The organism is Ruania rhizosphaerae (assembly GCF_009805705.1).
Taxonomy (GTDB): Bacteria; Actinomycetota; Actinomycetes; order Actinomycetales; family Beutenbergiaceae; genus Ruania; species Ruania rhizosphaerae.
Genome location: NZ_VSMB01000010.1, coordinates 52,616 through 73,984, shown reverse-complemented (window position 1 = coordinate 73,984; position 21,369 = coordinate 52,616). Strand labels below are relative to the sequence as shown.

At 67.3% G+C, this 21,369-nt stretch carries 22 protein-coding genes and 1 tRNA gene; 14 read left to right on the top strand and 9 right to left on the bottom strand.

The window, feature by feature from the left end; genetic code table 11:
- The first annotated feature begins 137 nt into the window (after positions 1 to 137).
- From FV560_RS14180 to FV560_RS14170, 3 genes are all read left to right on the top strand, one after another.
- Positions 138 to 533, top strand: a complete 396-nt coding sequence (locus FV560_RS14180; RefSeq protein WP_235020144.1) for a globin — start codon at positions 138 to 140, stop codon at positions 531 to 533.
- Positions 533 to 1,411, top strand: coding sequence for an acyl-CoA thioesterase (locus tag FV560_RS14175; protein WP_159622201.1), 879 nt, complete (start codon positions 533 to 535; stop codon positions 1,409 to 1,411). The genes FV560_RS14180 and FV560_RS14175 overlap by 1 nt, the downstream gene beginning before the upstream one ends.
- A gap of 113 nt (positions 1,412 to 1,524) precedes the next feature.
- Positions 1,525 to 2,085 (top strand): DoxX family protein, encoded by a 561-nt coding sequence (locus FV560_RS14170; protein WP_159622200.1) that lies wholly within the window; start codon positions 1,525 to 1,527, stop codon positions 2,083 to 2,085.
- A 22-nt stretch (positions 2,086 to 2,107) separates the two neighbouring features.
- On the opposite strand, the gene murQ is transcribed toward FV560_RS14170, so the two are convergent.
- A complete protein-coding gene (murQ, locus tag FV560_RS14165) occupies positions 2,108 to 3,073 on the bottom strand; it encodes an N-acetylmuramic acid 6-phosphate etherase (RefSeq protein ID WP_159622199.1) in 966 nt (321 codons plus the stop codon).
- On the bottom strand, positions 3,070 to 4,521 hold the full coding sequence (locus FV560_RS14160; protein ID WP_159622198.1) for a glycoside hydrolase family 3 N-terminal domain-containing protein: 1,452 nt from the start codon (positions 4,519 to 4,521) through the stop codon (positions 3,070 to 3,072). The genes murQ and FV560_RS14160 overlap by 4 nt, the downstream gene beginning before the upstream one ends.
- Before the next feature lie 302 nt (positions 4,522 to 4,823).
- On the opposite strand from FV560_RS14160, the gene ectA reads away from it, so the two are divergent.
- The 4 genes from ectA to thpD all read left to right on the top strand — a co-directional run bounded on the left by ectA (position 4,824) and on the right by thpD (position 8,212).
- Positions 4,824 to 5,342, top strand: a complete 519-nt coding sequence (gene ectA / locus FV560_RS14155; RefSeq protein WP_159622197.1) for a diaminobutyrate acetyltransferase — start codon at positions 4,824 to 4,826, stop codon at positions 5,340 to 5,342.
- Between the two features lie 108 nt (positions 5,343 to 5,450).
- Positions 5,451 to 6,713 carry a diaminobutyrate--2-oxoglutarate transaminase gene (ectB, locus tag FV560_RS14150; protein WP_476748641.1) on the top strand — a complete coding sequence of 421 codons (1,263 nt, stop codon included), beginning with the start codon at positions 5,451 to 5,453 and terminating at the stop codon, positions 6,711 to 6,713.
- A 56-nt stretch (positions 6,714 to 6,769) separates the two neighbouring features.
- Complete coding sequence (locus FV560_RS14145; protein ID WP_159622195.1) at positions 6,770 to 7,162, top strand: ectoine synthase; 393 nt, start codon at positions 6,770 to 6,772, stop codon at positions 7,160 to 7,162.
- A 150-nt stretch (positions 7,163 to 7,312) separates the two neighbouring features.
- A complete protein-coding gene (gene thpD, locus FV560_RS14140) occupies positions 7,313 to 8,212 on the top strand; it encodes an ectoine hydroxylase (protein WP_159622194.1) in 900 nt (299 codons plus the stop codon).
- A gap of 128 nt (positions 8,213 to 8,340) precedes the next feature.
- On the opposite strand, the gene FV560_RS14135 is transcribed toward thpD, so the two are convergent.
- The 5 genes from FV560_RS14135 to FV560_RS14115 all read right to left on the bottom strand — a co-directional run bounded on the left by FV560_RS14135 (position 8,341) and on the right by FV560_RS14115 (position 14,445).
- On the bottom strand, positions 8,341 to 8,793 hold the full coding sequence (locus FV560_RS14135) for an acyl-CoA thioesterase (protein ID WP_159622193.1): 453 nt from the start codon (positions 8,791 to 8,793) through the stop codon (positions 8,341 to 8,343).
- A 5-nt stretch (positions 8,794 to 8,798) separates the two neighbouring features.
- A complete protein-coding gene (gene ettA, locus FV560_RS14130; RefSeq protein WP_159622192.1) occupies positions 8,799 to 10,481 on the bottom strand; it encodes an energy-dependent translational throttle protein EttA in 1,683 nt (560 codons plus the stop codon).
- Between the two features lie 87 nt (positions 10,482 to 10,568).
- Complete coding sequence (locus tag FV560_RS14125) at positions 10,569 to 11,165, bottom strand: single-stranded DNA-binding protein (RefSeq protein ID WP_159622191.1); 597 nt, start codon at positions 11,163 to 11,165, stop codon at positions 10,569 to 10,571.
- Positions 11,166 to 11,311: 146 nt separating this feature from the next.
- Positions 11,312 to 12,799 carry a GTPase gene (locus FV560_RS14120; protein WP_159622190.1) on the bottom strand — a complete coding sequence of 496 codons (1,488 nt, stop codon included), beginning with the start codon at positions 12,797 to 12,799 and terminating at the stop codon, positions 11,312 to 11,314.
- Positions 12,796 to 14,445, bottom strand: coding sequence for a GTPase domain-containing protein (locus FV560_RS14115; RefSeq protein WP_159622189.1), 1,650 nt, complete (start codon positions 14,443 to 14,445; stop codon positions 12,796 to 12,798). The genes FV560_RS14120 and FV560_RS14115 overlap by 4 nt, the downstream gene beginning before the upstream one ends.
- 109 nt (positions 14,446 to 14,554) lie before the next feature.
- Between FV560_RS14115 and FV560_RS14110 the strand changes: the two genes are divergently transcribed.
- The 3 genes from FV560_RS14110 (at position 14,555) to FV560_RS14100 (ending at position 16,868) form a co-directional block, all read left to right on the top strand.
- Positions 14,555 to 14,630 (top strand) — tRNA-Arg (locus FV560_RS14110).
- A gap of 394 nt (positions 14,631 to 15,024) precedes the next feature.
- Complete coding sequence (locus FV560_RS14105) at positions 15,025 to 16,017, top strand: ATP-binding cassette domain-containing protein (protein ID WP_235020137.1); 993 nt, start codon at positions 15,025 to 15,027, stop codon at positions 16,015 to 16,017.
- On the top strand, positions 16,017 to 16,868 hold the full coding sequence (locus FV560_RS14100) for an ABC transporter permease (protein WP_159622188.1): 852 nt from the start codon (positions 16,017 to 16,019) through the stop codon (positions 16,866 to 16,868). Before FV560_RS14105 ends, FV560_RS14100 begins: the two co-directional genes overlap by 1 nt.
- Positions 16,869 to 17,009: 141 nt before the next feature.
- Here FV560_RS14100 and FV560_RS14095 read toward each other — a convergent pair whose 3' ends face one another.
- On the bottom strand, positions 17,010 to 17,654 hold the full coding sequence (locus tag FV560_RS14095; protein ID WP_159622187.1) for a response regulator: 645 nt from the start codon (positions 17,652 to 17,654) through the stop codon (positions 17,010 to 17,012).
- Entirely contained in the window at positions 17,651 to 18,817 is a 1,167-nt protein-coding gene (locus FV560_RS14090) for a sensor histidine kinase (RefSeq protein WP_235020136.1), read from the bottom strand. Before FV560_RS14090 ends, FV560_RS14095 begins: the two co-directional genes overlap by 4 nt.
- 41 nt (positions 18,818 to 18,858) lie before the next feature.
- Between FV560_RS14090 and FV560_RS14085 the strand changes: the two genes are divergently transcribed.
- The 4 genes from FV560_RS14085 (at position 18,859) to FV560_RS14070 (ending at position 21,317) form a co-directional block, all read left to right on the top strand.
- Positions 18,859 to 19,596: an ABC transporter ATP-binding protein gene (locus FV560_RS14085; protein WP_159622186.1), complete on the top strand. Its 738-nt coding sequence runs from the start codon at positions 18,859 to 18,861 to the stop codon at positions 19,594 to 19,596.
- Positions 19,593 to 20,360 (top strand): ABC transporter permease, encoded by a 768-nt coding sequence (locus tag FV560_RS14080; RefSeq protein ID WP_159622185.1) that lies wholly within the window; start codon positions 19,593 to 19,595, stop codon positions 20,358 to 20,360. The genes FV560_RS14085 and FV560_RS14080 overlap by 4 nt, the downstream gene beginning before the upstream one ends.
- 5 nt (positions 20,361 to 20,365) lie before the next feature.
- Positions 20,366 to 20,959: a DUF998 domain-containing protein gene (locus FV560_RS14075; protein WP_200837700.1), complete on the top strand. Its 594-nt coding sequence runs from the start codon at positions 20,366 to 20,368 to the stop codon at positions 20,957 to 20,959.
- 106 nt (positions 20,960 to 21,065) lie between these two features.
- Positions 21,066 to 21,317, top strand: coding sequence for a hypothetical protein (locus FV560_RS14070; RefSeq protein ID WP_159622184.1), 252 nt, complete (start codon positions 21,066 to 21,068; stop codon positions 21,315 to 21,317).
- The last annotated feature ends 52 nt before the right edge of the window (positions 21,318 to 21,369 follow it).

Sequence of the window (21,369 nt, the reverse complement as noted above, 5' to 3'; positions counted from 1 at the left end):
AGGACGAGGGAGAGGTCGGCGGCTGTCGTGCGTCGGCTCCGACCCTGCGCGCGATCTCTTACGCTGGGACAGTGAGCACCAATCCCGAGAGCGCAGCCGGCAACCGCCCCACCCTGGGGTTGTCCGCCGCGGGGCCGCTGCGTAGCGAACGCCAGCCCTCCTTCTACGAAGCGATCGGCGGCGAAGCGACCTTCCGCCGCATCGTGCACCGCTTCTATGAGCAGGTCGCCGGCGATGACCTGCTGCGCCCGATGTACCCCGACGCCGACCTCGGGCCTGCCGAGGACCGGCTGCGGATGTTCCTCGAGCAGTACTGGGGCGGTCCGACCACCTACTCCGAGACCCGCGGCCACCCGCGACTGCGGATGCGACACGCGCCGTTCCGGGTCTCCCCCGCCGCCCGTGACCGGTGGCTGGACTTCATGCGCGTGGCCGTGGACGAGGCCGACCTGGCTCCCATCCATCGCGCCACGTTGTGGGACTACCTGGAGCGCGCCGCGCACTCCCTGGTGAACACGTTCGAGGAGGAGTGATGGGCGAACACGGCGAGGAGCCCATGCCGCTGGCGGCAGTGCTAGCTGCGCTCGACCTCGAGCAGACCGACTCCGACACCTTCGTCGGGACCTCCTTGCCGCAGCTGCACGGCCGCGTCTACGGCGGGCAGGTGCTCGCGCAGGCACTGCTGGCCGCCGGACGCACGATGGACCCCGGCCGGCTACCGCACTCTGTGCACGGATACTTCCTGCGGCCCGGGTCGCTGGAGGATCCGATCACCTTTGCCGTGGAGCGGCTGCGGGATGGTCGATCGTTCAGCGCGCGGCGTACCCACGCGCTGCAATCCGGCAAGCCGATCCTGTCGATGATCGCGAGTTTCCAGTCCGAGCAACCCGGCTTGGAGCATGCTGACCCGATGCCGGAGGTACCCGAGCCGGAGTCGCTGCCGAGCTCGGTGGCCCTGTTCAACTCCCTCGACCACCCGGTCGCGCAGTTCTTCTACCGCAACGGCGCCTTCGATCTGCGCCATGTCAGCGGGAACCTGTTCACCGGACCTGCCGCCGAGCACTCGGACCGGCAGTTCCTGTGGATGCGGGCACGGGCACCGATCCCCGGTGACCAGCTGCAGCAACGGGCCATGCTCGCCTACGCATGCGATCAGGTGATGCTGGAGCCGATCATGCGCCGGCACGGCCTGTCGTGGATGACCAGGGAAGCGAGTGTGGCCAGTCTCGACCATGCCATGTGGTGGCACCGTGATGTCGACGCTGGGGAGTGGTTGCTGTTCGCGCAGTCGTCCCCCTCTGCCCGGGGTGGTCGTGGACTGGGTGAGGCGAAGGTGTTCGACCGCAGTGGCAGCCTGGTCGCGACAATCGCCCAGGAGGGGATGCTCCGGGTGCCGCAGGGTCAGGGCTGACCCGAGGGGTGGAGAGTGTCCGTGGGACCTTCGGCCCTAGGGAGGAGGACGGCGCCGGAGCAGACTACGTGTCACGGGGTGCACCAGAACCCCCGTAGACAAGGACACCGACGATGAGCACGACACTCTCTCAGACCGCTACTGGTACGAGGACGCAGGACGACCTCATCCGTTCCGTGTGGGCCCGGCGGGCTCTCGCGATCGGCCGTATCGTGATCGGCTTCAGTTTCCTGTGGCCATTCCTGGACAAGACCTTCGGCCTGGGATTCACCACCCCAGCTGAACGAGCCTGGATCAACGGTGGCACGCCCGCCCAGGGGTATCTCGGCAATCTCGACCCGTCGCAGCCGCTCGCAGGCCTGTTCCAGGATCTCTTCCTGAACCCGTTCGGGGACGCGTTGTTCATGATCGGTCTGCTCGGTATCGGCGTGGCCATGATCACCGGGGCCGGTCTACGCATCGCCGCCGTCGGCGGCGCACTGCTGATGCTGTTCATGTACCTGGTGGCACTGCCATGGATCGGCGAGCCGGCCACCAACCCGATCATCGACTCGCACTGGCACGAAGCGCTGCTGCTGATCGTCGCCGCTCTCACCCTCGCCGGGGACACCTGGGGCCTGGGCAAATGGTGGGCAGGTACCGCCATCGTCCAGCGCCTGCCCTGGCTACGATGATCGCCAGTCGCGCTCGGCGGGTCTACCCGCCGAGCGCGACAGTTTGTCCGCCGAGCTCAGCGACAGCGGTCCGGATCCCCGCCGGATCCCCAGCGCGAGCCGGGTCCGGAGGATGCTGGGCAAGTGCGGCGCGCGCCGCGAGCGCATCCACTGAAGCGAGTAGACACACGAGCGCTGTGCGCACATCTCCCGCCTCGGTCAGCGCCATCCGGCACTGATCGGCCGGGCGCCCGGTGGCCTGTGCGAGCATCCGCACGATCCGGGCGTGCAACTTCTCGTTCGTCGGCAGCACGTCGATCATCAGGTTCGAGTACGTCTTGCCCAGTCTCACCATCGTCGCGGTGGAGAAGGTATTGAGCACCAGCTTCTGCGCGGTACCCGCCTTCATCCGCGTGCTCCCGGTGACCACCTCAGGTCCGGTATCGACCAGTACGGCCACATCGGCCGATGAAGCGAGCGTGGCGCGCGGGTTGCAGGCAATCAGCCCAGTCGCAGCGCCGCGGGATCGGGCCTGTTCCAGGGCACCGCCCACATAGGGCGTGCGTCCACTCGCCGCCAGTCCCACCACGAGATCGCCCGGTCCGACCTCCGCCACGGCCGCCGCTCCGGCCGCGGGGTCGTCCTCGGCCCCCTCGACGGGAGCAGTCATCGCTTCACTTCCCCCGGCGAGGAACGCCTCCACCTGATCCGAACCCACGCGGTAGGTGGGGAGCAACTCGACAGCGTCGAGCACACCGAGGCGACCTGACGTGCCCGCCCCGACGTAGACGATCCGCCCACCGGAGCCAAGCGCATCGACTGCCAGGTCAACCAGTGTCGCGATCTGCGTACCGACCGCGGCCACGGCCGGTACGACGGCAGCATCCTCGGCGGTGATCAGGCGCACAAGATCGCCCGAGGTAAGCGTGTCGATCTCGGTGGTGCGCGGATTGCGGTCCTCGGTGGCGGACTGCACACGCAACGGCGTGTCCTGCGGGTGCGGTGTCATGCGTCCTCCTGTAAGTCACCGGTGCGAAACCTCCTGGAGGACTCGCAGGCGATAGCTGCCGCGCGAGCGCTGGCTCGCGCGATCCCGTGGGTGTAGACGATATGCGGGTGATCCGGGGCAGCATCCTCCACCCCGACATGCACGAGAACCGCGTCCGGGTGGTCGGTGAGTAGGCGGAGCAGGCGACCGTCAGACTCCCGGGCCACGACTGCCAGGCGAGCGCCGTCCAGCACGCGGGGCGTGTCCGCTGCACTCAGCGGCGTCAGTCCGAGGGCGTTGCTGAGCTCGCGGACGACCGGTCCGGAGGTGGCACCAGCGGCCTGGTCCCAGCGAGTGATCAGGTCGACGACAACGTCCCCCGCCTGCAACCTGACGTCGCCGCGCACGCGCAGTCCGCGCCTGGCCGCCTCCAGACCGAGAGTTTCGACGCGTGCTCCGACACGGTCAAGGTCCGGCACCGGCCGGCCGGAACGGCCGCGCAGTGCCCGTACGCGTCCCGCTGCCTCGCGGATACGGCCCGCATCAAGACTCCCCACCCGGACGGCGTCCTCAATCGTGTCGCGCACCTGGAAAAAGTGAGCTGCGTCGTCGGGAACTTCGGCCGTAGAGCCCAGGCACAGCAGGTCGGCGCCTGCGGCGATCGCCCGCACCGCAGCGGCTCCGACGCCGTCCTCCGAGACCGCCTTCATGTCCAGCGCATCTGTCACCACCGGGCCGGCGAAGCCCAAGGAACGCGCACGGTCGATCGCCACCGCGGACAGTGACGCGGGCGCATGCGGGTCCCAGGCGGGCACGATGAGATGCCCGACCATGAGCGTGTCCATACGTTCGGCAAACGCCTCGATGAACGGTGGAAGATCGCGTGCGCTGAGCTCAGCGTCCGTGACGTCCAGGCGCGGGAGCGCGAGGTGGGAGTCGACATCGGTGTCACCGTGCCCCGGGAAGTGCTTGCCTCCGCTGAGCACACCGGCGGCACGGAGTCCTCGAATCACGGCCCGTCCGTGCCGCGCCACCAGTACTGGGTCTGCACCGAACGAGCGGGGACCGATCACAGGGTTGTCGGGCCGCGCGGCCACGTCGAGCACAGGCGCAAACGTGAGGTCGATACCGCAGGCAGCGATGAGCTCTCCCATCGCGTGTGCACAGGCCTCGGTCAGCGCGGGATCGTCGATGGTGCCGAGGGCGGCCGGTGCCGGCAGGTCCGAACCTGCCTGGGCCTGCAGACGCGAGACGTTGCCACCCTCTTCATCGATCGCCACCAGCAACCCGGGCTGCGCGGCGCGCAACGCCTGAGTGAGGGCGACCGTAGTCTCGAGGTCCGGCGTATTCTGGCCGAAAAGCAGGACACCGCCCAGATCCTCAGTCTCAGCCACCCACTGCGGAACCGCGGTGCCGGAGAAGCCTGGCAACAGAAGAGCATGAATGTCTCGTCGCAGCTGGCTGGTCATCGACGCTCCACCGGGTGCACACCTCACACCTTACTGGCTGGCTACCGACCCTGCTTCGACCCAAGGCGCACACTCCCCTCACGCCTGTGACCCAGCCCTCATTTCCGCGACATCGCGCCACGAACACCCGGCCCGTCTCACTATACGGACTGAACTGGGCAGCCACCGGAGGGTGGTAGCCGACCCTCGACCTTTCCGCATCACCACACCGCTGATGGGGAAGACGAAGCGGCGCAGACAGCCTCGATGGAGCGCTACGCTGGTTCCCATCCAGAAGCACAGTGGCTACCGTAGAGGTCCGTATGGCGACCACATCAGCAGACCCGAGCCCTTCGACATCGAACGACGACCTGGAGATCCGCCGCACCGTCGTCGCTGACGGCGCAGCCATGTGGAACCTGGCCCGCGAGTGCGGCTTGGACCTGAACTCCTCCTACGCCTATCTGATCTTCGCCGCGGATTTCGCCGCGGCCTGCCGGATCGCGTTGCTGGGCGGGGAGCCGGTCGGTTACGTGCTGGGGTATCAGCCCCCGGAACGGCCAGATCATCTGTTCGTATGGCAGGTGGCGGTCAGTTCCCGGGCTCGTGGCCGGGGCCTCGCCCGGCGCATGCTGGAGGATCTCCTGCGCGCACACCCCGAGGGCACGGTGCTGGAGGCGACTGTCGAAGAGTCCAACGAGGCCTCCCGTGCGCTGTTCGCCGCGGTGGCCCGTGCGCACGGGGGAACCCTGAGTTGGACCGAGGGGGTGCGCGCCGAGGACTTCCCCGACGATCACCCGAGCGAACCACGCCTCGAGATCACAGGTATGGATCCCCACTGAGTCCACCGACCCGGGCTTCGCCGGGTACGACGGACCGCCGTACGAGAATTCACGTTCACCGATGATGGCTGATACCAGCCGCGACCACGAGAGAATGGCATGAGTCTGATGACGACCGATACGACGGCGCTCGAATCTGACGTCCGGAGCTACTCGCGCTCCTGGCCGGTGGTGTTCGACCGAGCACAGGGTGCCACCATGTACGCCGAGGACGGCACCGCCTACCTCGACTTCTTCGCTGGTGCGGGCAGCCTCAATTACGGACACAACAACCCGCACATGAAGAAGGTGCTGCTGGACTACCTGAGCTCGGACCGGGTGGTGCACTCCCTCGACATGTTCACCACCGCCCGCAGTGAGTTCCTGCAGACCTTCTCCGACAACATCCTCAAGCCCCGAGGGTTGGACCACCGAGTGATGTTCCCGGGGCCAGGGGGCGCCAACGCTGTCGAGGCCGGGCTGAAGCTGGCTCGCAAGATCACCGGCCGGGAAGCGATCGTCAACTTCACGAACGCCTTCCACGGCATGACCCTCGGTGCGCTGTCCGTGACCGGGAACTCGATGAAGCGCGGCGGCGCCGGTATCCCGCTGGTGCACGCCACCCCGATGCCCTACGACGACTACTTCGACGACGAGCACGACGTGCCCGACTTCCTCTACCTGGAGCGGCTGCTCCAGGACGCCGGTTCGGGCTTGAATGAGCCAGCGGCTGTGATCGTGGAGACGTTGCAGGGTGAGGGCGGCATCAACAGCGCCCGCGTGGAGTGGCTGCAGGGTCTTGCGGAGCTGTGCAAGAAGCAGGACATGCTGCTGATCGTCGACGACATCCAGATGGGCTGCGGCCGGACCGGTCCGTTCTTCAGCTTCGAAGAGGCGGGTATCGTGCCCGACATCATCACCCTGTCGAAGTCCATCAGCGGCTACGGACTCCCGCTCGCGCTGACGCTCGTGCGGCCCGAGCTCGACGTCTTCGAGCCGGGTGAGCACAACGGCACCTTCCGCGGTTTCGCCCCGGCCTTCGCTACCGGCGCGGAGACCATTCGGCAGTACTGGAGCGACGACAGCCTCCACAAGTCCACCATTGCCAAGGGCATGGTGATCGAGGGAGCGTTCAACGCTCTCGTCGCCAAGTACCCCGACGCCAACCTCATCTCCAAGGGCCGGGGCCTGGCACGAGGACTGCAGTTCGGCGAGTCCGCCAAGGCCGGTGAGGTCGCCAAGGAGTGCTTCACGCGCGGGCTGCTCGTGGAGACCTCCGGTCCAGAGGACGAGGTGGTCAAGCTGCTGCCGCCACTGACCCTCACCGACGACGAGCTGAACCGGGGACTGGACATCATCGCCGACTCTGTCGCTACTGTGCTCTCGGCCTGAGAGCCACCCCATCACCCGGCCCGACCGCGGCCCCCGATTCGAAAGGCAGAAGCCCCATGCTCGTGCGCACCATCGACGAGATCAACGACACCGACGCCGACATCAAGACACCGAACTGGCGCAGCAAGCGCATCGTGCTCGCCAAGGAGGGCGTCGGGTTCTCGGTACACGAGACCACGCTGTACGCGGGTACCGAGAACGAGTTCTGGTACGCCAACCACTATGAAGCCGTCTTCGTGGTCGAAGGCGAGGGACAGATCGTCGATCTCGCGACCAACGAGGTGCACGAGCTCAAGCCCGGATCGCTGTATCTGCTCAACAACCACGACAAGCACCGTGTACTTCCGCGCACCGATATGCGTACGGTGTGTGTGTTCAACCCCCCGGTGACCGGTCGGGAGGTGCACGACGAGAACGGGGTCTACCCGCTGGTCACTGAGGAAGCCTGAAACCTCACGCGGGGGCTGCGACCCCTCGCCCGTTCCCAACGGAACGGGCGAGGAGTCGCAGCCTTCGACGTTGGTGGGTCCGGCCTAGCCGCTAGGTCGGACAGGGAAAGTTCACGACACCCGGAACGTTCCGGGAGAAGGGAATTGGCCATGACCACCACGACGATCCAGCAGGATCTCTACCCGACCCGCACCGGAGAGGTGCCCGGTCCGGCGTTCGAACGCGAGCACCAGACTGTCTGGGGCTCGGCCTCGGACGGTCCGTTCGACGCCGACGCCCTGGAGGAACACGAGAAGCGTGGCTTCACGATCCTCCAGGACTTCATCACCGGGGACGAGATCGAACTCTACTCCGCCGAGTTGCGCCGGCTCTCCTCCGACGACTCGCTGACAGGCGACCCGCGTCTCATCACCGAGAAGTCGACGGGCGACGTCCGTTCAGTGTTCGAGGTGAGCAAGCTCAGCCAGGCCATCGACGCCCTGAGCCGCGACCCACGCGTGCTCGACCGGGCCCGGCAGTTGCTCGGCTCCGAGGTGTACCTGCACCAGACCCGCGTCAACTACATGCCGGGGTTCAAGGGCAGCGGGTTCTACTGGCACTCCGATTTCGAGACCTGGCACGCCGAGGACGGGATGCCGCTGCCGCGGGCCGTCAGCTGCTCGATCGCGCTGACGCCGAACTACCCGTTCAACGGTGGACTGATGGTGATGCCAGGCTCGCATCGAACCTACGCCCCGGGCGTGGGTGAGACCCCGGCGGACAACCACACGTCTTCGCTGAAGGAGCAGACCGTGGGCGTTCCCAGCCAGGAGGCGGTGACGCAGATGGCCCACCGATACGGGATCGACCAGTTCACCGGGCCGGCCGGGTCCGCACTGTGGTTCGACTCCAACATCATGCACGGCTCCGGGAACAACATCACCCCGTTCCCCCGGTCGAACGTGTTCATGGTGTTCAACTCCGTTGAGAATGCGCTGGTGGAGCCCTATGCAGCACCGGCACCGCGACCGGAGCACATCGCCAGCCGGGACTTCACCCCGCTGAGGTGATCGCACCCGAACCCACCAAGAACGGGGGCGGCCCTGGCGGGCCGCCCCCGTTCTTATGTCGGCACGGACCCGTACCGGGGCGGGCACGATCACGCACCGTCGTCGGGCACGGTCGGCGCCGTGTTGAGTCAGCGGCGCCTGAACTCGACCGGATCCTCGACGAGCGGGGCGAGCGCCGCACGCTCCTCGTCGCTGAGTCGCCGGGGCCGGCCGGTGGCAGCATCCACCATGACGATGGAGGTCGCCGCCTTGGCTGCAACCTCCCCGCGGGGTGAGAGCAGCTCGTAGCAGACCTCGAGGCTCGCTTCGCCGATACGCCCGATCCACAACTCGACCACCACGGGTTCATGGGAGTGCCCGAGTGGTGCGAGGTACTCGATCTCCTGACGCGCCACCAGTGTGTAGCTACTCGCCTCTGGGCCGCCGGCCAGGACGTTCGTACCACTGGCGACCTGGCCATTCGTCCAGAACGTCGCGATGCGCGCTTCCTCCAGGAGAGTCAGCATCGCTGCATTGTTGACATGCCCGTAGGCGTCCAGGTCGGACCAGCGGACCGGCACCGGCACGCGCACCCGCGCCATCCTGATCAGTCCCGCGTGAGCTTGCGATAGGTGACACGGTGCGGACGGGCGGCCTCCGGCCCGAGGCGTTCAACCTTGTTGGCCTCGTAGTCGGCGAAGTTGCCCTCGAACCAGTACCAGTTCGCGGGGTTCTCCTCCGTTCCTTCGTAGGCGAGGATGTGGGTGGCGACGCGGTCGAGGAACCACCGGTCGTGGGAGATCACCACCGCCGAGCCCGGGAAGTTCAGGAGCGCGTTCTCGAGACTGCCGAGCGTCTCCACGTCCAGGTCATTGGTCGGCTCGTCCAGCAGCAGCAGGTTCCCGCCCTGCTTGAGGGTCAGGGCAAGGTTGAGCCGGTTGCGTTCACCACCGGAGAGCACACCGGCCGGCTTCTGCTGATCGGGGCCCTTGAACCCGAACTGGGAGACATACGCACGCGAGGGGATCTCCACGTTCCCGACCTGGATGAAGTCGAGGCCATCGGAGACCACTTCCCAGAGTGTCTTCTTCGGGTCGATCCCACCGCGGCCCTGGTCGACGTAGGAGATGTCGACGGTCTCGCCAACCTTCAAGTCGCCGGAGTCGAGTGGCTCCAGACCGACGATCGTCTTGAACAGCGTCGTCTTTCCGACACCGTTGGGGCCGATGACGCCGACGATGCCGTTCCTGGGCAGTGTGAAGGAGAGGCCGTCGATGAGGGGCCGGTCTCCGAAGCCCTTCCGCAGTTCGCTGGCCTCGATGACCACTGAACCCAGTCGAGGACCGGGCGGGATCTGGATCTCCTCGAAGTCGAGCTTACGAGTGCGCTCAGCCTCCGCTGCCATCTCCTCATAGCGGGCCAGACGTGCCTTCGACTTCGCCTGCCGGCCCTTGGCGGAGGAACGCACCCAGTCCAGTTCGTCCTTGAGTCGCTTGGCGAGCTTGGCGTCCTTCTTGCCCTGGATGTCCAGTCGGGCAGCCTTCTTCTCCAGGTAGGTGGAGTAGTTGCCTTCATAGGGGTAGAGGCGACCACGGTCCACCTCGGCGATCCAGCCTGCCACGTGGTCAAGGAAGTACCGGTCGTGGGTGACGGCGATGACGGCGCCGGGGTACTTGGCCAGATGCTGCTCGAGCCATTGCACGGACTCGGCGTCGAGGTGGTTCGTCGGCTCGTCCAACAGCAACAGGTCGGGCTGCTCCAGCAGCAATTTGGCGAGCGCGACACGGCGCCGCTCACCACCGGAGAGGTGAGTGACCGCCTCCTCGCCCGGAGGTAGCTGCAGTGCGTCCATCGCCTGCTCGAGCTGTGAGTCCAGGTCCCACGCGTCCGCCGCGTCGATCTCCGCCTGCAGACTTCCCATCTCTGCCATCAGGGCATCGAAGTCGGCGTCCGGCTCGGCCATCAGGTTGCCGATCTCGTTGAAGCGGTCGAGCTTTGCCTTGATCGCGCCCATCCCCTCCTCGACGTTGCCGAGGACGGTCTTTTCCTCGTTCAGGGGCGGCTCCTGCAACAGGATGCCCACCGAGTAGCCGGGCGAAAGGCGTGCCTCTCCGTTGGAGGGGGTGTCCAGACCGGCCATGATCTTCAAGATCGTGGACTTTCCGGCTCCGTTCGGGCCGACCATGCCGATCTTCGCACCCGGCAGGAACGACATCGACACGTCGTCGAGGATGACCTTGTCACCGTGCGCCTTGCGCGCTTTCACCATCGAGTAGATGTACTCGGCCACAGTTCTCCCAGATCAGTTCGGGTGGATCGCATCTCCCAGCCTACGGCCCTCGACGCACTGGGGTGTACCTGTGGCCGAGTCATCTGCTCAGGCGGAGACCCGCTCGACCAGCGACTCCTCACTTGCGGGTTCGTCGGTGGACGCCAGCACACCGGGATCTGCCCCGTCGTGTTGCGGGTCGTCAGCACCTTCTGCATCGCCGGTGCCGGACTCAGCCTGATCGGTTCGTGTGTCCCAGTTCTCCGGCACTTCCTCCATACCGGAGACATCCGGAACATTGTGCTGGGCCCGTTCCGCCGCTTGCTGGGCCACCTCGGCTGCCCAGCTGCTCCGGCGTACGTTCGCCTCGGCGTGACGCAGATCTGGCCCGAAGGCGTTCGCGATGATCGTGGCGCTCCACCGATCCTCACCGTCCCTGCTCACGTACTCCTCGTGCTCGAGCCGACCACGGGCAACCACGGCGTCTCCGCGACGGATACTCCTGGCAACATTGACGGCGAACTCACCGAAGAACTTGACCGCGAACCATTGCGTCGCCCCGTCCGACCAGTGACCCTCCCGGTCCCGGATGCGTGGGGTGCTCCCCACATTCAGGCGCAGATACGGCACTTTTCCTTCGCCTTGCATGAGGGTCGGGTCGTGCCCGATGTAGCCACGGATCGTCACATCTACCTCGTTGACCATCTCGTCTCCTCCAGTTCAGCGCCGGGCCTTCCGGCGCTGAACCCAGAGTGGAGGCACGAGCGCGACAGCCGAGGTGCGCCGGCATGGGGCTGTGGACGAAGGAACATCGGGAGGCGCGGCCCATATGCCTGCGCGCGGCAGACCCGTCAGTGATCAGTCGAGGAGATGCCTCGGCGCACGGTCGCATGACGCTGCAGCGGTGCTGCCGTCGGGTTGACCAGATCCTCCTCGACCACGGCCCGGAGTGCCTCGGTCGTGCGCTGGAGGTAGTCCTCGGCCCGCTCGTGCCCCGTGTGCCGGCGCCGGCGACGGGCTGCGATCAGAAATGCGATGCACACGAACACTTGGGCGAGTGCCGCCCCCGCCATCGATGCCGCTACCACACCCGAGGTGGACATCACGGCTCCGGCAGCGATCACCAGCGCCACAGCGAACCCGCCGATGACGAGCCCGAGCAGCCGTAACGTCGCAGCGGCCCGGTCACGACCAGAAGGGAGCGCGGAGCCCGACAGCGCCTGCCAGACGTGCGCCCCGAACTCCTCGGATGACGCCACACCCTCCAGCACGGCCTCCGTCCACGGTTCGGGGAGCCGTTCGGTGACCTGCGCAAGCCATCGGTCCCGGATCGCCTGGATCCTGCTACTCGCCGGCTCCTGCACAGGCGCCAGGGCAACGGCGCGCGCCGAGCTGACGGCAGTCCGGACCGACTCGGCGACCGAGGGCACTCCGGAGGCCAGTGCGAGGCGCTCAGCGGTCTCCTGCGCTGACGGTGGTTGCGGATCCTGCGGCCCGAGGTGCACGGCGAGCCGCCGGCAGATCGCCGCGGTTTCGTCCCTCGCGGTCCGCGCGGCAACCGACTCTCCACCGATCACCCGCGCGAGCAACGCACGGAGCTGGTCGACCCCGGTGCCTTCCCGGGCGGAGACCATCTCGATGCGCACGTCGGCAAGACCGTCCTCGATCAGGAGGCGCTGCACGTCGGACCGCACGCGGTCACGGGCCGCATCCGGCAAGCGATCGATCTGATTGATCACCACCACCATCGCCTCGTGCCGGTCGGCCAGTGCTCGCAGGTACTCCTCGTGCAGGACGTTGTCGGCGTACTTCTGCGGGTCTACTACCCACACGAGCAGATCGATGAGCGGCAACAGACGCTGGACCTGATCGGCGTGCCCGGACTCGACCGAGTCATGGTCGGGCAGATCCAGCAGGACCAAGCCCGCCAGGTCGTCCTCGGAGTCACCGTCGAGGGCAGACTCACGCTGGATGCGCCGGTCCGGTGCGACCTGGAGGAAGTCCAGCAGTGTCGTCGCCTTACTGCCCCACACGCAGGCCGCAGCGCGCGCCGTCGTCGGGCGGATCACACCGACATCTGCGAACTCGAGATGGGAGACCGCGTTGAACAGGCTCGATTTGCCGGACCCGGTTCCGCCGACCAGAGCAACGACCGTGTAGTCCACGCCGAGCTCGAGCCGGCGCATGACGCGCCGCAGATCCGCCTGTGCCTGGTCATGGGCCTCGGAGGGGATCAGGTCACCGGCGGCGTCGAGCGCCGCCGAGATCTCCTCCACCCGGTGACCGAGCACCGTGCCAACACCATCGGCCGGGCGGGCGGTCTCGACGACTTCACTCACATGTACCCCTTCAGCTCGGAGGCTCGCAGGCGCAGGCTACGGGCAGAGTCCTCATCCATACCCAGCGCGTCGAGCGTAGCGACGAACGGTTCGGACTCAGCTGTGACGGCCATGTGCGCCCAGGAGCCCAGGTCGCTGCTCAAGCGTCCCACGACGGCGTCACCTCGCTCCCCCAGCAAACGCGTCACTGCGCGCGCGGCCCCGTCCAGACCGACAGCAGCAGCCTCGACCAGCGCCGCCTTACCGCCACCATCCAGGCCAGCGTCCTCACCGGAGAACGGCAACGTCTCGCACAGCTCCGCCACGACGTCATCCCACTCAGCGAAAAGCACGGTGAGCCGTTCGGCGCGTGCCTGCTGGCACTCCTCGGTGCTGACCGAAGCGGCGAGGTGACGCCCGGCATCAGACTGCTCCGCCGTCGTCCGAATGGCTCGTTCCGCCCGTTCGGCAGCCTCCTCGATGAGGGTACGGGCGGCCTGCACGGCGACCTCTCGCAACGAACGGATCGCCTCGGCGCGGGCGGGCGCGGCGCGGCGGAAGCGCCACGACTCGAACAGGTTGGCAGCCGGGGCAACCAACGGTGCCAGCGGGCCGCCGGTACTCGCGCCGGAGAGCCAGGCCGTCGTCGGTGCTCCGGTGGCGGCCGCGCCGGTGGTCAGATCCTCCCGCACCTGGTCCGCGGAGCCCGTCGCGGCGCTGGTGAGCTGATTGCGCAGACCGACCCGAGCCCGCCACTGCTCCTCCAGGGCCAGGGCCACCTGCTGGACGTCCTGGCGCAGGGCTGGCCACGCCCCGCGCACAGTACGCGCAATGACACTGCGTGACTGGCTGCGTGCACCGAGCACGGTGAGCCATTGGGTGAACTCGCGGATCCGGTCCTCGCTCAGGACACCCTCGTGCGGTCCGACGTCGGGGACCACGAAGAAGGGCACGGATCCGAAGCCTTGACCGTCGAGGCGCTCGAACAGGTCCCGGCGCACCGTGGTAAGTGCATCGGGATCCACCCGGTTCAGGACGACGGCGAGCGAGACGCCTCGCTCGGATGCCGCCCGCAGGCGCGTCCATGGCACGGCGTCGCCGTACCGGGACCCGGTGGTGACGAACACCCAGAGATCGGCCAGTTCGACGAGCTGGTCGGCCAGGCCGCGGTTACCGGCATGGACCGAGTCCAGGTCGGGCGCATCGAGCAATGCCATCCCCCGGGGGATGTTCTCGGTGGTCGACGCATCAGCCACCTGAGTGACTGGGTGCTCGTCCATCAGCTCGGCGTCCTTCGGGTGCACCACCAGGACTGGCTGACGGGTGGTGGGCCGGAGCACCCCGGCCTCGGTGATCTCCTCGCCGACGACGGAGTTGACGATGGTGGACTTGCCCGCGCCCGTGGAACCACCGACGACGACGATGACCGGGGCGGCCACCTGCTTCAGCCGTGGCAACAGGTGGTGGCGGATCTGGGTGGCCAGCCGGTCTCTGCGAGCGCGATACTCGCCGATCCCGGGAACCTCGAGTGGCAGCGACGCGGCGTCAACGTTGGTGAGCAGGTGTTCAATCACCTCCACCATCGGCACGCGGCCGGCGAGGTCCTCGTAGGCGTCGTCGGAATCGGTGCCCGGCTCGGGCGGCGAAGTTGCGGGGGTCGAGCTCACGTGCCTAGCCTGCCGTCTCCTCGGTCGTGGGCCAACTCGCGCGCCGGGCGGGCGCGCCGCGGGGTCGGTGGATATCGAGGGACCCCGTACCTCGATATCCTAGGCGGACGCCCTCGTAGCTCAATGGATAGAGCAACGGCCTTCTAATCCGTAGGTTGCAGGTTCGAGTCCTGCCGGGGGCACCAGCGACGAAGGAGTTGTGCGCCCGCAGGACGAGGAGGAGCGCAGCGACGGCCCTGCCGGGGGCACCGATGCGCGCTAGCGCTGAGGCACCTCGAGCGCATTCGAAAGCATCTCTTGCGCGCGAATCCAGCCCATGGAAGCTGCAATTGGATTCGATGGCCGTGCGTGGATTCGAACGGACCTTGACCGGCGATCGCTGGGGGTGCGGCCGGCTGCGAGTTCGATGTCGGTGCTCGCCCGTAGAGTCCGGCTCATGCTGAATCGACGTCAGAAAACTCTGGACGGAGCGCCTATTCCGTCAGACCATAGGGTCAGAAGACCGCGATGGTGCGCGCCCGAGTTCTGTAACCGTCTCGATGGCGCGCCCACCGGTCACGTACTGGAAGGGATCCCTGCGTGAGTTCACACGACCTGGCCATCCAGACCGAGGGTCTGGTGAAGAAGTTCGGCGACAACATCGCCGTCGACGGGGTCGACCTGTCGATCCCGCGCGGTGGGGTCTACGGAGTCCTCGGCCCCAATGGTGCCGGGAAGACGACTGCCATCCGCATGCTTGCCACCCTCCTGCGGCCGGACGCCGGACGAGCGAGTGTGCTCGGGCACGACGTCTTCACCGAAGGGTCCACAATCCGGGAGAAGATCGCTCTCACCGGGCAGTTTGCCTCGTTGGACGAGGACTTGACCGGAATCGAGAACCTGGTGCTGCTCGGCAGGCTGCTCGGATTCTCGGCCCGTGCGGCTCGCCGCCGCGGGTTCGATCTGCTGGAAGCGTTCGGCCTCGCCGATGCCGCCACACGGCAGGTGAAGAAGTACTCGGGCGGGATGCGCCGCCGACTCGACATCGCCGGCTCCCTGCTCGTCACGCCCGAGCTGATGTTCCTCGACGAACCCACGACCGGGATCGATCCGCGCAGCCGCAACCAGGTATGGGACATCATCCGCACGCTGGTGGCCACCGGAACCACGGTGTTGTTGACCACGCAGTATCTGGAGGAGGCCGACCAGCTCGCCGACCGGTTGGCTGTGATCGACCACGGCCGGGTGATCGCGGAGGGCACGCCCGGCCAGCTCAAGGCACAAGTCGGCTCAGGTGCGCTGAAGGTGCGCGTGGCCGATCCAGCTCAGCGCGAGCAGGCAGCCGAGATTCTCTCCGGCAGCATCGACGCCGAGGTCACCCGCGAGTCCGATCCGTCGGCGCTCCTGCTGCGGATGGACGCCGGTTCGCGCGCAGCCGATGCCCTGCACGCGTTGGAAAGTTCCGACATCGAGATCGAGACATTCGCGCTCGGGCACCCGAGCCTGGACGAAGTGTTCCTCGCCCTCACCGGGCAACCTGTCGAGTCCGAGACCACCGAGAACGCCGCAGACGAGCAGAAGGTGAGTGCCTGATGACCACGACCACACAGCCGCAGGCTCCCACCACAACGGCCGAACCGGAACGGATCCGCAAGATCCTCGTCAGCAAGCAGGACCGACCGCATCGGTCCGGGCCGGTCAGCGCGTCACTCACCTATGGCTGGCGGGCGCTGCTGAAGATCAAGCACGTCCCGGAGCAGCTCTTCGACGTCACGATCTTCCCGATCATGATGACAGTGATGTTCACGTACATCTTCGGCGGTGCGCTCGCCGGGTCCGTGGATCAGTACGTGCAGTGGCTCATCCCGGGGATCTTCGTGCAGACGCTGATCATGATCACGATGTACACGGGGCTGACGCTGAACAAGGACATCTCCAAGGGCGTCTTCGACCGGTTCCGCTCCCTGCCGACCTGGCGACCTGCTCAGCTCGTCGGCGCGTTGCTCGGCGACCAGGTGCGCTACACCCTCGCCGGCGCGATCATCCTGATCGTCGGCTTCGTGATGGGCTTCCGCCCCGACGGAGGTCTGCTCGGTGTGCTGGCGGCGTTCCTGATGTTGTTGGTGTTCTCCTTCAGCGTCTCCTGGATCTGGACCGTGGTCTCACTCGCAGTGCGCAGCGAGCAGGCAGCGATGGGGATCTCGATGTTCATCTTGATGCCCTTGACGTTCGCCTCGAACATCTTCGTCAACCCGACGACCATGCCGAGCTGGCTCGAGGCCGTGGTCGACGTCAACCCGGTCTCGGTCGTGGTCACCTCGGTGCGCGAGCTGATGTCGGGTATCTATGATGTGGGCTCGATGATGACCGTGCTGATCTACTGCGTGGTGCTGGTGGCGGTGTTCGGACCGATCTCAATGTTCATCTACAACCGCAAGTCCTGACGTCGCAAGCCCAGTGTGCTCAACCCTCCCCACTCCCGGGGTGGGCTGAGTACGCCGGCCGACATGACGGCGTCGTCTCTGCTCAGCTGGCTCCTGGACCAGTGGCTCGGGCGCACGGCGAGGACCGCACCCGCCGGAGGACTAACCAAGAAGACCGTGGTGCAGAGCCCGCAGGACGGCGTTCGTGCGGTCCCTGGCCCCGAGTTTGACCAGCACGGTCGAGACGTGGTTCTTGACCGTCCCTTCGGCCAGGTGAAGCGTCTGCGCGATCTGACGGTTGCTGTGTCCCTCGGCCACCAACCGTAGGACCTCCTGTTCGCGCGGGGTGAGGTCCTCGACGACCGCGCCTCTGGCTCCCCCTGGCACGGGCCCGGAGCGGATGGCCCGCAGCAGGCGGTCGGTCAGTGACGGGGAGACCAGCGTGCCGCCGTCGGCCAACGTGCGCACCGCACGGGTGAGCTGGTCGACGGTGACGTCCTTGAGCAGATAGCCGCGCGCCCCGGCTCCGAGAGCCTGGAGCACCAGGGCGTCGTCGTCGAAGGTGGTCAGCACCAGCACCGGCACGTCCAGGCCACGTTCCCGCAGCTGCTCCAGCACCCAGATGCCGTCCTTGCCGGGCATCCGCAGGTCGAGCAGCACCACCTCGGGTGCCGTCTCGGCCACGACTGTCACGGCACGTTCTCCGTCGCCGGCCTCCCCGACGACGTCGACCTCGGCAATGGTCAGCAACGTGCGGATGCCTTGGCGCACCAGCGCCTGGTCGTCGACCACGACCACGCGTGTCATACGGCCGGGACCCGGACGGTGACAGTGAACCCTCCGCTGCCATCGACGTCGAGACGGCCGCCGAGGTCGGTCAGTCGTTCGGCCATCCCACGCAGCCCGTTGCCCCAGGTGAGGCGCTCGTCCCCACGGCCGTCGTCGGATCCCGTCAGGACCACCTCGTGCCCATCCTGGGCGACATGGATCGTCAAGGTGCGGGCCTCAGCGTGCCGGAGAGTGTTGGTGACGATCTCCTGAACTGCGCGCAGGACCACGGCGCTTCGCTCCTCGTCGAGGCTCACCTCCGGCTCCATGTCGAGCTCGACCTCCAACCCGGGAATGTCCTCGAGGACGCGCCGCACCGCCTCCGTCAGGTCGGCAGGAGGCGCCCGCAGCTCGGAGACGGTGTGCCGCACGTCGGCGAGGAGGTCGCGCGCTACCCTGTCCGCGCGGTCGATATGGTCACGCCCATGTTCTGCGCCCCGGTGGCGAGCGGCCTCCAGCTCGAGGGTCAGCACAGTCAGCTGGTGCCCGATGAGGTCGTGCAGGTCCCGCGATATCCGCAACCGCTCCGCGGACCGGGCTGACTGCTCCATCAAGACGCTGGCACCCTGCAACTCGACGTGCGCGCGTGCCAGGTCGCGGCGCATCCGCTGCTCTCGGATGAGAGCGAGCGAGCTGAGCACCGAGGCCACCTGGATCAGCAGGTAGAAGCCGACCATGACAAGCGGCTCGGCGAATGTCTCCACCGGCAGATGGGCGAGCCAGAGCACCACCGTGTTCCCTGCCACGATGCCTGCGACCGCCCGGACCGGCACCAGGTAGGCACTGACGGCGGCCATCACCACGAGGATCACGGGCAGGAGCCCCGAGACGTGGACGGTCAGCACGAGCGCCCACGAACTGAGCACCGCTCCGGCGAGTGCGGCATACCGGCTTCGACGGCCGTCGGCGAGGACCGCCAGCAGGAGACACACCACGAACACGCTCAGCACGGCGATCCACGGGCCGCGACCGATCTCGGTGGGCACGAGACCGAGCAGCGCCGGGAGCGAGACGCCGACGGCGACCGCGAGCATCACCAGGCCTGCCCACTCGTCCGACCCCATCCGCCGCATCCCTTCAGCGTACGGGCCCACCCGAGTCTGGCGCCCGTGCCAGAAGTCATGGGTCGAGGTGGTGACCACCGGCACCTGTGCACGAGCGACCGGCTGCCTAGCGTCGAGATATGGCTTCTCACGACCTGGCGATCGAGGCGATCGATCTACGAAAACGCTACGGCAGCACCGAGGCGGTGGCCGGGATCAGTCTGGGCGTCCACCCTGGCGAGGTGTTCGGCATCCTCGGGACCAACGGGGCCGGCAAGACCACCACGGTGGAGATGATCGCCGGGCTGCGTCGGCCCGATGCGGGTCAGGTCCGCGTGCTGGGACTGGACCCCGCTACCGACCGTGGGAAGGTCCGCCAGGTGCTGGGCGTCCAGCTGCAGTCGTCGGCACTGCACGGGTCTCTGACCGTCTCCGAGCTGGTCGACCTGTATGCGAGCCTGTACGCCCGCCCGGTGCCGACCGGCGAACTGATCGAGCAGGTCGGCCTGACCTCGCAGGTCACCACTCGGTTCGAGAAACTCTCCGGCGGGCAGCAGCAGCGGCTCTCGATCGCGCTCGCGCTGGTCGGGAGGCCACGAGTGGTCATCCTGGACGAGCTGACCACAGGGCTGGATCCCCGCGCCAGGCGTGAGATGTGGCGGACAATCGAGAACCTGCGGTCCAGCGGTGCGACGGTGCTGCTGGTCAGTCATGCCATGGAAGAGGTGGAGGCCCTCTGCGACCGGGTGGCCCTGTTCGTTGCTGGGCAGGTGGCAGCGCTCGACACGCCGAGCGGGCTGACCGATCGAGCGGGAGCCTCCTCTCTCGACGAGGCTTTCGTGGCCCTCACAGGGCAGGAACCGGAGGAGGTCCTATGACGACGGAGATCCAGGCTCAGCGTCCAGGTCTACGCGCCTGGCGCACGCTGGTGGTGTGTGAGGCCAAGATGGTCGCGCGCGATACTTCCGGCCTGATCGTGCCACTCGGACTGCCGCTGCTGATCCTGCTGATGAGCGCCTCGAGTGCCGCCTCGCAGGTGGTGCAGAACGGTCACACCGCGCTGGAGGTGTTCGTGCTGCCGCTGGCGTTGACGATCGTGATCGCGATGATCGCGATCGTGAACATGCCCAGCTTCCTCGCCTACTACCGGCGGACCGGCATCCTGCGGAGGTTGGCGGTCACCCCGGCGTCCCCAGCTCTGGTGCTGGTGGCGCAAACGGTGGTGAGCATCGTGCAGGCGCTCCTGGGCCTCACCCTGGCTGTCGCGGTGGCCGTGGTGGGCTTCGGAGCTGGACCACCCGAGGATCTCGGGGTCGCGGTCGGTGTGTTCGCCCTGGCGAGCCTGGCGATGTACGGGATCGGGATGATGGTGGCCGCACTCGCTCCGACGCCGAACTCGGCGGTGGCGATCGGGCTGGTGGCCTTCTTCGCTGTCGGTGCACTCGGCGGCTTGTTCGGCGGCATGGCGACGCTGCCCGACCCGTTGGCGTCGATCGGTACGACCCTGCCCTTCGGCGGGGCGGTCCAGGGACTCGGGGCGGCGTGGGTGGGCGCCTCCGTCGAGGCCTCGTCCCTGATCGGGATGACGGTGACCGCCGTCGTCGGGTTCGCAGTGGCGGCCGTCGTGTTCCGGTGGGAGTAGACGCAGTGACTGCCTGGGGATGGGTCGGCCCGAGCGCGGCTGTGCTGTTCATGATTGTCTTCACCGCCGACGGGTGGACCCGACCGGACTACCGCCCCCGCTACCACCCGGTGAGCGCGCTTTCCCTGGGGCGACGGGGCTGGATACAGAAGGCGAGCTTCATCGTCTGTGGCGCGGGAGTCGCCGTCGGGAGCCTCGCACTCCTCGGCGCGAACGTGCTGCTGACCGTGGCGATCGCAGTCTTCGGGCTCGCGCTGGTCGCCTCCGGTGTGTTCACGATGGATCCGATGCGTGGATATCCGGCAGGCACTCCTGCAGGAGATCCTTCGACGTTCTCGCGGCACCACCAACTGCACGATCATGCAGGAATGGTGGTTTTCGCCACGGTACCCATCGCAGCGGTGATCGCGGCCCTCACGCCGGAGCTGGGCGGGCCGCTCCGGCTGTACTCGGCAGGAACCGCCACGGCCGCCACGGCGGGGTTCCTCGTCTTCGGCCAGGCGTGGGAACGGGATTCGCCGCACGCCGGGCTGTGGCAGCGCCTGACCATCCTCCTCGGGTGGTCATGGGTGGCGGTGCTGCTGGCCGCAAGTTCCTGATCGCTGACGGCGGAAAATGCCGTGACCAGGAGACATGCCCCCTGCCAGGGTGGTCACCGTGCCCAGCCGGGTACGCCCACACCACCGCCGAAAGCAGGATCCACTCATGCACCCGATCGTCGTCTACGAGATACACCGCCTCGAGCACAGGCAGCGGCTCGCCGAACTCACCCACCGCAGGACCATCCTGCGGGAGCTGAGGATCCGGCAGATCATCGCGCAACTCACCCGAGGCGGTCGGTCCACCGGCCGCCTTTCTGCTGCCATGGACACCGTTGCTCCCAAGGGCACTGCTACTGATGGCAGCCCTGGCGCCACCCCGCAGAAGGAGAACGCCGACTACATCCGAGCCAGCTGACGCGGTCGCGCCAGTCGTTCGGTGGTGGCGGCTGGCGCTGACGCGCTGAAGA

Bases quoted from the DNA above. Each gene is read 5' to 3' on its own strand.
- FV560_RS14175 (WP_159622201.1), top strand. From the start codon at position 533: ATGGGCGAACACGGCGAGGAGCCCATGCCGCTGGCGGCAGTGCTAGCT.
- FV560_RS14170 (WP_159622200.1), top strand. From the start codon at position 1,525: ATGAGCACGACACTCTCTCAGACCGCTACTGGTACGAGGACGCAGGAC.
- murQ (WP_159622199.1), bottom strand. From the start codon at position 3,073: ATGACACCGCACCCGCAGGACACGCCGTTGCGTGTGCAGTCCGCCACC.
- FV560_RS14160 (WP_159622198.1), bottom strand. From the start codon at position 4,521: ATGACCAGCCAGCTGCGACGAGACATTCATGCTCTTCTGTTGCCAGGC.
- ectA (WP_159622197.1), top strand. From the start codon at position 4,824: ATGGCGACCACATCAGCAGACCCGAGCCCTTCGACATCGAACGACGAC.
- ectB (WP_476748641.1), top strand. From the start codon at position 5,451: ATGACGACCGATACGACGGCGCTCGAATCTGACGTCCGGAGCTACTCG.
- FV560_RS14145 (WP_159622195.1), top strand. From the start codon at position 6,770: ATGCTCGTGCGCACCATCGACGAGATCAACGACACCGACGCCGACATC.
- thpD (WP_159622194.1), top strand. From the start codon at position 7,313: ATGACCACCACGACGATCCAGCAGGATCTCTACCCGACCCGCACCGGA.
- FV560_RS14135 (WP_159622193.1), bottom strand. From the start codon at position 8,793: ATGGCGCGGGTGCGCGTGCCGGTGCCGGTCCGCTGGTCCGACCTGGAC.
- FV560_RS14125 (WP_159622191.1), bottom strand. From the start codon at position 11,165: ATGGTCAACGAGGTAGATGTGACGATCCGTGGCTACATCGGGCACGAC.
- FV560_RS14100 (WP_159622188.1), top strand. From the start codon at position 16,017: ATGACCACGACCACACAGCCGCAGGCTCCCACCACAACGGCCGAACCG.
- FV560_RS14095 (WP_159622187.1), bottom strand. From the start codon at position 17,654: ATGACACGCGTGGTCGTGGTCGACGACCAGGCGCTGGTGCGCCAAGGC.
- FV560_RS14085 (WP_159622186.1), top strand. From the start codon at position 18,859: ATGGCTTCTCACGACCTGGCGATCGAGGCGATCGATCTACGAAAACGC.
- FV560_RS14080 (WP_159622185.1), top strand. From the start codon at position 19,593: ATGACGACGGAGATCCAGGCTCAGCGTCCAGGTCTACGCGCCTGGCGC.
- FV560_RS14070 (WP_159622184.1), top strand. From the start codon at position 21,066: ATGCACCCGATCGTCGTCTACGAGATACACCGCCTCGAGCACAGGCAG.